The following is an 11130-nucleotide window of genomic DNA, read 5'->3' as shown; positions in this document are numbered from 1 at the left end:
CAGGAGGGTGGTATAAGTGTAATGGGAGGTATTGGTGCAGGTGGAGTAACAGTGGGTGCACTGTTGCTATTCACGGGACTTGGGCTTGTACCATTGCTATTAGCTGGGGGTGCTGCTGCTGCGATTGGGTCATTTTTGTTCGGCGGTCCTAGTGAAGATGAGCTTCATATTCAAGTGAAACAGAAGGTCTATGATTTGGTATTTGAGAAATTTAATGAATCTGTAGAGGAAACCTTTAACAAGGTTATTGAAAATATTGCCTCGATTTTTTATAAGCGAGTGGAATTAGCTGATGAAGCCATCAAGCAGATCATCTCATGTTATGAAAACGCCCTAGAGCAGCAGGAGAAAGCTGACAAAGAAACAAAGGAACAGCGTCAGGCTGAAAAAGCTTGGATTGCCCAGCAGCGTCAGGAACTTAAACAGGTGCAGAAGAATATTGAAGCAATTCTCCCTGCCTAACAAACTCAGCTTAACCTGAATATAGGAGATAAAATCACCCAAAATCGGGAGGGTCGTAAGATGTCAGCTAAGACTACAGAAATCTTGGACTGGGAACCCCCCATGCCTCCCACTAACTTAATCTTTGACGACGATGAACCCTTGGAAACCAACCGCCACCGCATTGCCATGAACACCTTAATCCGATCGCTCCAACAAGCATGGCGCGATCGCATCCCTCTACATTGTCTCTGCATATAAAGCACGATTAGCCCTACTATTGAACTGCTCAGGGGCTAGGGTGGAATAATGGAAACACAACCCAAGGAAATTCGGCGTTACATTACAGCGGATGGCAGAATTCCTTTTTTAGAGTGGTATTATTCCCTGCGGGATAGCAAAGCCAAATTTAAAATTGATGCAAGGCTGGAGCGAGTTGAGCTAGGCAATCTAGGAGACTACGCTGGAGTGGGAGAAGGTGTCTTTGAATTAAGGATTAACTATGGCCCCGGCTACCGAGTCTATTTTGGACAAATCGGATCGAAAATCGTGCTTCTCCTTTGCGGTGGAAATAAAAGCACCCAAGAACAAGACATTCGTAGAGCTAAGGAGTATTGGGTAGACTATGAAAAACGTGAAAATGCCGACCAGCGATAGCTACCGCGAGTTTCTGATTGAATGTCTCAAAGACCCCGAACACGCGACTGGCTATATTGAAGCTCTTTTAGAAGAAAAAGACCCTGAACCCGAATTGCTTCGCAACGCCTTGAGAAAAGTTGCTGAGGCTCATGCAGAAAGTAATAAGCTCTCAGAGTCAGCTAAACAGCACCACGAGAAACTCGACAAGATACTGACACAAAGCGGGGGTGCAGAAATTTACACCTTAGTAGAGCTACTGGATGCACTGGGTTTTCGAGTTGCGCTTGTACCCAAAGAAAACTAAACTCTGTTCATCGAGGCAATTTACCCTTCGCTTCGGGACAGTTCCAGAAGATGTAGAGACTCGCTTGCAAACCCTCAACCTCAATCAACTAGAGGAACTGCTAGAGATATCACTGAGGGTGGATGCGATCGCACAATTCACCAATCATTTACCGTGAATTGGATTGAAGGGACTTCCAAATAAAAAAATATCCAGCTACCTCTTGTGGGACAGGCGTCTCGCCTGTCATGCCTGTGCAAAGGCCGGCAAGATGCCCATTCCACAAGATTAGATAACTTATTTTTTGGCAATTCCTAAGATAGAGAAAAACAATCTGCTCCGTAAATATACGGTTGCAAAACGTCTTTTGTGTGACCTTTCATTGAGAAAGAACTAGAGCTTCCTTCGTCGGTTTCTGGAGTTCAGCTGTGAAGTTGAGCTAGAACAACCTCTCAACTCCAGTCCTTTTAAATTAATGATAGGTAAAAGATTTTGGGCACCATTACTAAAATCCTCCAGCGCTCTCAGCAAGCACTCAAGAGCTACTTTTCTCCTCGTTCTCAGGACAACCGCCAGCCGGAAAACCTCCAGAAACAGGCTTCAGCAGTCCCTGTGCTTCCCACGCCAGAAGCCAAACCAGCACCGCTCCCACCCAATGAACTAGAGCGGCTGAAGGCACTCTATGATTATCAAATTCTCGATACCGCTCCAGAACAAGCGTTTGACGACCTGACAACACTAGCCTCTGCGATTTGCGGCACTCCCATTGCTCTAGTCAGCTTGGTCGATCAAAATCGGCAGTGGTTTAAGTCCAAAGTCGGTCTAGATGCCACAGAAACACCGAGGGATTTAGCCTTCTGCGCTCATGCGATTCTCTCTCCTTCCGAGCCCCTGATTGTGCCCAATGCTTTAGAAGACGAGCGCTTTGCCACCAATCCACTGGTTTTGTTAGACCCAAATATCCGGTTTTATGCAGGAGTTCCCCTAGTTACGCCCAATTACTGCCCCATTGGCACCCTTTGCGTCATTGACCGAGTTCCACACCAACTGACTAGCCAGCAACTCACTGCCCTCGAAGTCTTGGGACGGCAAGTTATCGCCCAGTTAGAGCTTCGGTATAATCTCACTAAATTAGAGCAAACCGTGATTCAGCAAAAGCGTACCGAAGTAGCACTGCGGAGTAGCATCGCAACCAACCGAGCCCTTATCAATGCGATTCCCGACTTAATGTTTCGCATCAATCGGGATGGCGTTGTCGTGGGTTATAAAAGCTCAAAAGAAAGTATGCTGTCCCTCTACGAAACTGACTTTCGTGGCAAAAAAGTAGAGGAGATTCTGCCAGCACCCCTAGCTCAACGATTTCTCGACCGTGTGGAACGAGCTAGACAAACGGGTGAGCTTCAAATCTTAGAGGAAGAGTGGTCTTGGCAGGAAACTACGGTCTATTGGGAAGCACGATTTGCTATTAGTAACGGCAATGAAGTATTGGCAATTATACGTAATATCACTGACCGGAAACAAGCAGAAAACGAACTGCGGGAGACTCTAAAAAAAGAAAGGGAACTCAACGAACTCAAATCTCGTTTTATTTCGATAGCATCCCATGAGTTTCGCACCCCTTTAACTTCCATCATGGGGTCTACGGAGCTAATAGAGCATTACAACCACAAGTGGACTGAAGAGAAGAAACAAGTACACTACAATCGCATTTATTCCAACATCAAGCACATGACCCAAATGTTGGATGAAGTCCTACTCGTTGGTAAAGCTGAAGCTAGAAAATTAGAGTTTAACCCTGCTCCCATGAATGTAATTCAGTTCTGCCGCTCGCTTGTGGAAGAGTTACAACAAGGTTCTGGTCGCGAACATACTATTATCTTTACGCTTCAAGGTTTAAGTGCTGAAGGTGAGATTGAATCCAATTTCAGTTCTTACACGGCTGCTAATTTAGATAAAAAACTTTTGCAGTATATTGTCAGTAACTTACTCTCTAACGCCATCAAGTATTCTCCTGTGAGTAGCACCATTCAATTGGTTCTCACTTGCCAGGACAGCAAGATCGAAATCCAGATACAAGATGAAGGCATTGGCATTCCTGAGGAAGACCAACTCCGTTTATTTGAAGCCTTCCATCGAGCTGTCAATGTTGAGGGAATTCCTGGAACAGGTCTAGGTTTAGTTATCGTCAAAAATGCCGTTGACCTACATGGCGGTTCCATTACCATCAACAGCAAAGTCGGCGAGGGAACAACGTTTACCGTGACGCTGCCCTTAAACGCCCCGCCAGGAGTTAGGTGAAGGTGATTTTTTTCATGCTTATTTTTTCAACTCCTCCTTCAGCATCCGTTGATAAATCGTGGGCAAGTACCCCGACATCGAATTAGTCTCTATCCCATAACCCAGACTCGTCCATGTCCCAGACAGCCGACGCAACACATCATTGACTCGTCCTTTGCGGAGTTGTTTAGAAAGATCGACGCCCCAAGCTTCCTTGTCACTCAACCAACGGTAAACAACAGCGTCCTGATATTCCGGCTGAAAGCTATAGTTTCGCCAAATCCAAAAACCCAAAGGTTGGGGATGATAGCGCTTTGCCATCTTATCCCAGGTCGTATTAATAAACTGATAGCGTCCCGCCGCCGTTGTACAGTTGCCCAGATTGGGGCCAGCCACAATCGGGACACAGCGGTTTGGATGACGGCTCAAATCCCAGGCATGTTCGCCCCCATAAAGGAGTGTATAAGGTTGGGAGTCATTCGCCTCACTTGCCGTGATCGTTCGCATCAAGGCACGAATGTAGGGATCGCCCCCCTTCATCACCAGGGGCGGCGTCCCATAAACACTTTTTGGATACTTAGGATAAAATCGCTGTACCCAATTGCCTTTAGAGAACTCAAACAGCATAACTGCTAGCGTTAAGGCACTGATTTTAGCAAGTAGATTCCTCAAGGCAAATCTGGAGAAAAATCTCTTTTTGGAATTTTAAGCTTTTGGCTTTGTGCCAGGGTGGTAGATGCACCCCAATGAATACGCCTTACGCTGATCAAAAAAAGGCGTAACTGTTGCCAGCCGATGAAAGCTTGTCATTTCCCCCCTCAGACCACCCCAGCAAATAGCTGATCCCAGGTTTTATCGGGAACCTCTGGCTTCGCAACAACTTCTACAATTTTATTGCCTGCTTCCGGTTGCGACAGTGCCTCAACACAAACTTGTGCCACTTTCGTCCGAGGGATACTGCCATCAAACAGGGTATCTGCTGATGACATGACAACGGGATCTGGGTTATCTTCGTTTTTTAGACCCCCAGGCCGCACGATCGTATAACTCAAGCCACTTTTCTCCAGGTATTCCTCCGCTTGCTTCTTCCACACCAAAATCAGCCAAAACAGGTTGAGTGGATGGAAAAGTTGGGATACACATAGAGAAGAGACCATGACAAAGTGTTCAATGCCTTTGGTCTTGGCTACGTCTACCAGATTTTTCGTACCCTCATAGTCTACTTTGTAGGGCCCCGTTGGATCGAAGCTGGGTTTGGCACCGGTCGCTGACAAGATAACCGTACTATCTGCGATCGCAGCACTGAGACTCTCTGGCTTTAACACATCCCCCACGATGAGTTCTGCCTGTGCAGGCAAAATTTCCTTCGCTGTCTCCAAGTTTCGTACCAGCGCCCGAACCGGAATATTGCGCTTAACCAATTCTTGTACAATTCGGCGTCCTGTCTCGCCTGTAGCTCCGGCAACAAATGCTTTCATTCCTCTCTCCGTCATTTACTCTGGTTGACTACAAGATTCACAGGCTATGCTAAGTGAGCGAGAAATTCTCTCTTTGGCAGTAAACCCTAACTCCTCAATTGTATGAACTTTATAAATGTGTACTCATCTTTACCGTAAATTGACGAAACTCTAAGTGAGAATTTGTACCGCAAGTGGGAATGTTTAACATAGACAATCGTCAACCAAGCTAGTGGAGCAGGTATGTATTCACAATTTGCTGATAATCAACCGATTGAAGTTGATCACACCCCAATAAATGCTCAATCAGGTTTTGCAGAGGCTGATAGTTTCGTGACACAAGTACCTGACTCAACCAGTGAAGTCACTCATTTTCACAGCCACTTTCAAGACTTTATGGAACTGTATGCTGATGCTGAGCAAGTCACTGCCTATTTGGATGTGCATCAGAATTGGTTTAGCCGCTGCGCTCACCCCATGAAGGTCGAACCGATTGACCGGAATGCCTACGCTTTGGTCATTGGGCGCTTTGGGTCGTTTGGCTATGAGGTAGAGCCAAAAATTGGTTTAGAACTGCTCCCTCAAGAGGATAAAGTCTACAGAATTCGGACAGTCCCCATCCCAAATTATGTGGCTCCGGGATATGAGGTTGACTTCCAGGCTTCTCAAACCTTTGTCGAGGTGCCAACCAGCGAATATTTTCAAGAGAAGGAGCAGGAAGGGGCTGCCTTGCCCAAGGCCGTCACTCGTATAGAGTGGGAGCTTGATCTGACGGTTGGCATTCGCTTCCCTCGGTTTATCCAAAAATTGCCCCAATCCTTGATTCAAAGCACAGGCGATAGCTTAATGCGCCAAGTGGTGAGACAGGTTTCTCGGCGCTTGACACACAAAGTCCAGGAAGACTTTCACGCCAGCTTGGGTATAGCCATGCCTAAAAAAAGCCAGAAGCGGTGAGCGATCGCTGATCAAAGGGTTGAAGGTTGCAAGTTGAAGGTTTGAAGGTTATAGCGTAGCGGTAGGAGCCTACGAGCGTTAGGTTGGAGCGCTAGAGCACATCAACAAGTGAACAGTTACGCAGTGAACAGTGACCAGTTGAGTTGGTCGCTGCTTTTCGGAAAGGTGGGAGTAAGAGTCCCCCACCTAAAAAAGGTGGTAGGTATTATTATTGGGGTTCAATCCCTAATAATTCCTGGTCACTGATAACTGAATCACTGGTCACTGATTGAAGCTGTCAACTTGCTAACCTGCCCAGTATCAACCTTGGTTCAGACTTAATCAAATGAGTAGTAACAAAAATGTTACATTTTGCTCACAATCCGCTGTACAATTTCTACACCTGTGATAGCTTGCCAGCCAAATAGTCCCAAAAGGACAACATTTAGCGCAATGTGGGTGAAGCGTGCCCAGTTCTGCCCTTTCTGCATAAAAGGAGAGAGAGAGGCGGACATGGCGATGAGTGCTGTCATGCCTAAACCAGCGAGTAAGTGGGGCCCTACAAATAGCTTGCCATTGTTGATGTAGGTGACTGCCATTCCCCCGATCGCGCCAACAACCATCAGGGCTAGCAGCACTGAACCAATTTGATAGTGCTTAACGTTATATCGTCCCTTAATCAGCTCTTTCTTGAGATCGCTGTCAGCATAGCGAGTACGTTGGACTTGAATCCCCAAATACAGAGCATAAATTGAGAGCGCCAGTATGACCCACATGATAGTGGGGTGAAAGAATTGAGACCAAACTTTAACGGATTCGGGAATAGTCAGGTTCATAGGATTTGAGAGAGCCGCTTAAGAATCTTGATAAAACTTAACTTAGCATAGCTGTCATTTTCTCTAAAGTCTGATTAGCTCTGAATCGCACTTCTCCAAGAAGCGACTTCTCAAAGAGCTGATTTGGCGCTAAGTTGACTATGCGCTCTTCAAGAGGCTGAAGAAATGACCTCGAATACAGACGTTTTACTCCTAAAAGCGGCTCAAAGGGGTGAACTGGCTCAATTTAAAGCAATCTTGGCACAGGGGGCTAATCTCGATACTAGCGATCGCGATGGCACCACTGCATTAATGTTTGCAGCCCACTCCGGCTACACCGAAATAGTACGTGTGTTGCTAGCAGCCGGTGCCAATCCCAACCAGCGCAGAAAACGCTATGGTCTGGTGGCTTTAATGCTGGCAGCGGCCGCTGAGCGGGTTGATGTTGTGCAAACATTGGTAGCCGCTGGTGCGGATGTCAATATCAAAAACGATGATGGCAGCACGGCACTCATGGCGGCAGCCCACAAAGGTTATCTCCGGATAGTCCAAATCTTGCTGGGTGCGGGAGCTGATGTCAATGTCCAAGATAAAGATGATGATACGGCCTTAAACCTAGCCACTCAGAAAGGCCATACCGAAGTGGTAAAAGCCTTGCTAGAAAAGGGTGCAGATGCCACCCTTGGTGAGGGTGCCTTGAACCTAGCCGCCAGTGAAGGCCACTCTCAGGTAGTACAAGTCTTGTTAGAACATGGAGTCAGGGCAGACGCCCCCAATCTAGATGGCAGAACCCCTCTCATGCAGGCCGCTGAACTAGGGTATTTGCCGATTGTCCAGCTGTTAATCACCGCGACTAATCTCAATGCCCAAGACCAAGACGGTGAAACGGCTCTCACATTAGCCGCCGACCAAGGGCACACCGATGTTGTGCAAGTTTTATTGAATGCGGGTGCTGATGTAAATGCCCAAAACCAAAGAGGAGAAACCGCGTTGATGGCGGCAGCAGCGGGGAGTCATCGCCTTGTTGTCACAGCTTTACTGAACGCTGGGGCTGACATCAATATCAGAAACAAAGACCAAGAAACAGCTTTACATCTTGCCGCTGTGGAGGGTCATCCTTCCGTGGTGGATATCCTGCTTCAAGCGGGGGCGGATATTGAGGCAAGAAATCATCTGGGCGATACACCTTTGAGCCTGGCAGCCTTACACGGTTACACAGAGATTGTGGCAGCTTTGGTACAAAAAGGAGCGGATTTTCATGCTAAAAACCAGGGTGAAACACCTCTTACTCTGGCAGCATCTCAGGGTCACGCCCAAACCGTTAAAGTTTTGTTAGAGGCGGGTGCAGATGCCAATATCACCAGCGCTGACGGGAAAACACTTTTGATGAAGGCAGCGAATCGGGGAGACATCACGAATATAGGGCACCTATTGGAGGCTGGTGCTCAAGTAAATTACCGGGATAAGGCTGGTGCTACCGCGTTGATGTGGTCAGCTCATCGGGGTTATACAGCAGCGGTGCAAATGCTTCTAGATGCTGGTGCAGATGTCAATATGAAGAATCAGGGTGGCTATACCGCTTTGATGCTTGCAGAGTTCAATGGTCATCCGGAAGTAGTGAAATGTCTCAAAGTAGCTGGAGCACAAGAGTAGCTAAAAATAGCTGACTGTTATTATGAGCCAGTAAAAGAGCCTAGGTCTCTAAATACCTGATAATCTAATAATTTGGTATCATTTTCTGACTCAATCATCTCTTAACTTAGAGATGCTCTGTACTGAGACCTCTGGTTCGAGCCCTCCTCCAAAACCACCAAGGCGCAGACCTCCTACTTCGGGGGAGTTTTAGTCAAATTAATGAGCTTTGGTTAAGTAATCGACCTATGGAGCCAATTCCAATTGATAGTCATGACCTGCTAGTGGTCAATAGTCGGCGTCGCAATGGTTTAATTCTTTATAAACGTTATCATGCAGAATTTGCAGGCCCAGGCGCGGCGGTAGGAGGATTCGTTGATCGTGATTGTAAGCTAGCACTGCCATTGGGCAATTTTTCCTTGATTCGTCCTGAATCTCCTGAAGAGCGACAGCGGGCTTATGCGCTGCGGCGGCAGTGGATTCGATTGACCAAACAAATTACAGACAATCCAGTGCCTGTGAAACGCGCTCAGCAGATTCTCACTCAGTTTGAATACTACTTTGACGCTGAAACAATAGCTCAACTCCCAGATGAAGCACTGGCACTTTTGGTTGGTGTGTTGCCAGACACCATCAGGATGGCGCGTTCTTTGGAGGCTTAGACCTAGACCAGATTGGCAGAAATAACCTATCCGTTCTGAGCATGGGACAAGGAGGAACACCGATGAGGATTCAGTGCTCAGGTATGCGAATATATCAGTGACTTTATATCACTGCTGGGGGTACTCATGACACTGATAGAGATTCTACTGTTGCTGCTGATTGCAGCTATCTGTGGCAGCCTGGGGCAGGTGTTAGTTGGCTACTCGACAGGTGGCCTCCTTGCCTCGATTGTCGTCGGGGTTATTGGTGCGTACATTGGAATTTGGGTGGCTCGTGAATTTCACCTCCCTGTCTTCTTTTCTCTCAACCTGGGAGGTCGGTCGTTTCCGATTATTTGGTCAATCATCGGCTCTGCAATCTTTGCCGCCATACTGGGTCTGATCAACCGGGGGACACGACGGTGAAATTTTTTCAAGATGATTGGTTATTGGTTATAAGTCAACTAACCACTGACTGCCAAACTCACTGACTAATAGGTGATTAATGATAAGCTAATCGTCATTCATTTTTCCAAAGCATCCTGCGTGTAGTAAGGACTTCAGCCCTTGCTGAATGCAACTTTAATGCACATGAGCGTATGACTGTATCTACCAAGTCTTCCAGGAAGTCGTTTGCTTGCTTCTGGATGGGAATGGCGAGCCTATTTTTCCTGTCGGTATTTTTGCGTTTTTGGGGACTGAGCCAGCCCAATATCCTCGTGTTTGATGAAGTTTACTATGCTAAGTTTGCCAACAACTATCTAACCCACACTCCCTTTTTTGATGGTCATCCGCCTCTAAGTAAATATTTAATTGCTATTGGCATCTGGCTGGGTCGTCACTTTCCCTTTGGGAAGGAGACGGTAAACACTTTAACCGGGTCTCAGCTAACGAGCTTTAGTTATCGATGGCTGAACGCCCTTACGGGTTCCCTAATTCCCCTTGTGGTGGGGGGAATTGCTTATCAGCTGAGTCACCGTCGCAGCTATGCGTTTATCGCAAGTCTGTTTGTGGCTGTTGATGGTCTATTTCTAGTTGAGTCCCGCTATGCCCTGAATAACGTCTATTTGGTCATCTTTGGGCTGTTGGGTCAATGGTGTTTACTCTTAGCACTGAAGCATCAGCAAAAGCGGCGTGAGTTTTGGTTGGCTCTTTCTGGTATTTGTTTTGGAGCTTCGGTGTCTGTTAAGTGGAATGGCCTCTGGTTTTTATTGGGTATTTATCTAATTTTGATGGTTGCTTGGGTTATGCGATCGCTAAAATTTCCTCGATTTTTAGCGGCTGATTCATTGCCAAAAAAACCTTTACATGCTAAAGATTTTGACAATTCGATTGGTACTCCGACACCGTTGCAAAATTTAACACAACTTAACTTTCTACAGATTATTTTGAACTTATGTATTATCCCTGCTGTAGTCTATGGTCTGCTTTGGATTCCTCACTTGCTGCTTTATCCAAAACCAGGCTTTTGGGACTTGCAAAGGCAAATACTCAGTTACCACCAACATGTTGGCAGTAGTCCACAGGAACATCCTTATTGCTCTGCCTGGTACACTTGGCCTCTGATGCTTCGTCCTATGGGGTATTATTTCCAGAAAGTTGACGAAGCTCCACCGCCAAGTTCACCTTTATTTTTCCCCACCCAGCAGAATCCGCCAAAAATTATTTACTATGATGTACACGGTATGGGGAATCCAGTGTTGTGGTGGCTATCTGCGATCGCAATTGTTGTTATACTCTCGAGCTTGATTTTCAGAATCCGAACTTGGGTAACAGTATCTGGGACAACCGCCAATCAGACTATTCCTGTTGTTCAACTAGCGGAGTTCTGGATTCCACTTTATTTGATTGCAAACTATGTCGCTAACTTATTACCTTGGGCAAGAGTAACGCGCTGTACTTTTGTTTACCACTACATGGGAGCTTCTGTTTTTGCCTTCCTGGCTCTGGCATGGATTGTAGATAGATGTCTCCAAGGTTATGACCTTTTCCTGCGAATGGTGGGGGTCACG

Annotated in this window: 12 protein-coding genes and 2 pseudogenes; 11 read left to right on the top strand and 3 right to left on the bottom strand. The window is 46.6% G+C overall.

Features of this window, described 5'->3' with window-relative positions; all coding sequences use genetic code 11:
* The 6 genes and pseudogenes from V6C93_RS30820 to V6C93_RS30795 form a co-directional block, all read left to right on the top strand.
* Positions 1 to 462 (top strand): annotated as a pseudogene (locus tag V6C93_RS30820) (dynamin family protein); the annotation flags it as partial.
* 60 nt (positions 463 to 522) lie between these two features.
* Entirely contained in the window at positions 523 to 702 is a 180-nt protein-coding gene (locus tag V6C93_RS30815; RefSeq protein ID WP_333480498.1) for a hypothetical protein, read from the top strand.
* Between the two features lie 48 nt (positions 703 to 750).
* Positions 751 to 1098, top strand: a complete 348-nt coding sequence (locus V6C93_RS30810; RefSeq protein WP_333480497.1) for a type II toxin-antitoxin system RelE/ParE family toxin — start codon at positions 751 to 753, stop codon at positions 1096 to 1098.
* Positions 1067 to 1384: a transcriptional regulator gene (locus tag V6C93_RS30805; protein WP_333480496.1), complete on the top strand. Its 318-nt coding sequence runs from the start codon at positions 1067 to 1069 to the stop codon at positions 1382 to 1384. Before V6C93_RS30810 ends, V6C93_RS30805 begins: the two co-directional genes overlap by 32 nt.
* Positions 1365 to 1541, top strand: coding sequence for a DUF4351 domain-containing protein (locus V6C93_RS30800; RefSeq protein WP_333480495.1), 177 nt, complete (start codon positions 1365 to 1367; stop codon positions 1539 to 1541). The genes V6C93_RS30805 and V6C93_RS30800 overlap by 20 nt, the downstream gene beginning before the upstream one ends.
* 314 nt (positions 1542 to 1855) lie before the next feature.
* Positions 1856 to 3661 carry a GAF domain-containing sensor histidine kinase gene (locus V6C93_RS30795; RefSeq protein WP_333480494.1) on the top strand — a complete coding sequence of 602 codons (1806 nt, stop codon included), beginning with the start codon at positions 1856 to 1858 and terminating at the stop codon, positions 3659 to 3661.
* Between the two features lie 18 nt (positions 3662 to 3679).
* Here V6C93_RS30795 and V6C93_RS30790 read toward each other — a convergent pair whose 3' ends face one another.
* Together V6C93_RS30790 and V6C93_RS30785 are read right to left on the bottom strand one after the other, a co-directional pair.
* Positions 3680 to 4267 carry a glycoside hydrolase family protein gene (locus V6C93_RS30790; protein WP_333480493.1) on the bottom strand — a complete coding sequence of 196 codons (588 nt, stop codon included), beginning with the start codon at positions 4265 to 4267 and terminating at the stop codon, positions 3680 to 3682.
* A 191-nt stretch (positions 4268 to 4458) separates the two neighbouring features.
* Positions 4459 to 5118: an SDR family oxidoreductase gene (locus V6C93_RS30785; RefSeq protein ID WP_333480492.1), complete on the bottom strand. Its 660-nt coding sequence runs from the start codon at positions 5116 to 5118 to the stop codon at positions 4459 to 4461.
* A 222-nt stretch (positions 5119 to 5340) separates the two neighbouring features.
* Between V6C93_RS30785 and V6C93_RS30780 the strand changes: the two genes are divergently transcribed.
* Positions 5341 to 6051, top strand: a complete 711-nt coding sequence (locus V6C93_RS30780; protein ID WP_333480491.1) for a DUF1997 domain-containing protein — start codon at positions 5341 to 5343, stop codon at positions 6049 to 6051.
* A gap of 344 nt (positions 6052 to 6395) precedes the next feature.
* Here the strand turns inward: V6C93_RS30780 and V6C93_RS30775 are convergent, their stop codons facing one another.
* Positions 6396 to 6866 (bottom strand): DUF4079 domain-containing protein, encoded by a 471-nt coding sequence (locus V6C93_RS30775; RefSeq protein ID WP_333480490.1) that lies wholly within the window; start codon positions 6864 to 6866, stop codon positions 6396 to 6398.
* A 165-nt stretch (positions 6867 to 7031) separates the two neighbouring features.
* On the opposite strand from V6C93_RS30775, the gene V6C93_RS30770 reads away from it, so the two are divergent.
* The 4 genes and pseudogenes from V6C93_RS30770 to V6C93_RS30755 all read left to right on the top strand — a co-directional run.
* A complete protein-coding gene (locus V6C93_RS30770) occupies positions 7032 to 8498 on the top strand; it encodes an ankyrin repeat domain-containing protein (protein WP_333480489.1) in 1467 nt (488 codons plus the stop codon).
* 248 nt (positions 8499 to 8746) lie between these two features.
* A pseudogene (locus tag V6C93_RS30765) lies at positions 8747 to 9139 on the top strand (hypothetical protein); the annotation flags it as partial.
* A gap of 126 nt (positions 9140 to 9265) precedes the next feature.
* Positions 9266 to 9544 carry a hypothetical protein gene (locus V6C93_RS30760; RefSeq protein ID WP_333480487.1) on the top strand — a complete coding sequence of 93 codons (279 nt, stop codon included), beginning with the start codon at positions 9266 to 9268 and terminating at the stop codon, positions 9542 to 9544.
* A 173-nt stretch (positions 9545 to 9717) separates the two neighbouring features.
* On the top strand, positions 9718 to 11130 hold a 1413-nt coding region (locus V6C93_RS30755; protein WP_333480486.1), incomplete at its 3' end, for a dolichyl-phosphate-mannose--protein mannosyltransferase.

This window comes from Allocoleopsis sp. (assembly GCF_036703385.1).
GTDB lineage: Bacteria > Cyanobacteriota > Cyanobacteriia > Cyanobacteriales > Coleofasciculaceae > Allocoleopsis.
The sequence above is the reverse complement of the archived record's forward strand: the minus strand, read 5'-3'. Positions and strand labels throughout refer to the sequence as shown.

Excerpts from the sequence above, each read along its gene's own strand:
- V6C93_RS30815 (WP_333480498.1), top strand. The coding sequence starts at position 523 with ATGTCAGCTAAGACTACAGAAATCTTGGACTGGGAACCCCCCATGCCT.
- V6C93_RS30810 (WP_333480497.1), top strand. The coding sequence starts at position 751 with ATGGAAACACAACCCAAGGAAATTCGGCGTTACATTACAGCGGATGGC.
- V6C93_RS30805 (WP_333480496.1), top strand. The coding sequence starts at position 1,067 with ATGAAAAACGTGAAAATGCCGACCAGCGATAGCTACCGCGAGTTTCTG.
- V6C93_RS30790 (WP_333480493.1), bottom strand. The coding sequence starts at position 4,267 with ATGCTGTTTGAGTTCTCTAAAGGCAATTGGGTACAGCGATTTTATCCT.
- V6C93_RS30785 (WP_333480492.1), bottom strand. The coding sequence starts at position 5,118 with ATGAAAGCATTTGTTGCCGGAGCTACAGGCGAGACAGGACGCCGAATT.
- V6C93_RS30780 (WP_333480491.1), top strand. The coding sequence starts at position 5,341 with ATGTATTCACAATTTGCTGATAATCAACCGATTGAAGTTGATCACACC.
- V6C93_RS30775 (WP_333480490.1), bottom strand. The coding sequence starts at position 6,866 with ATGAACCTGACTATTCCCGAATCCGTTAAAGTTTGGTCTCAATTCTTT.
- V6C93_RS30770 (WP_333480489.1), top strand. The coding sequence starts at position 7,032 with ATGACCTCGAATACAGACGTTTTACTCCTAAAAGCGGCTCAAAGGGGT.
- V6C93_RS30760 (WP_333480487.1), top strand. The coding sequence starts at position 9,266 with ATGACACTGATAGAGATTCTACTGTTGCTGCTGATTGCAGCTATCTGT.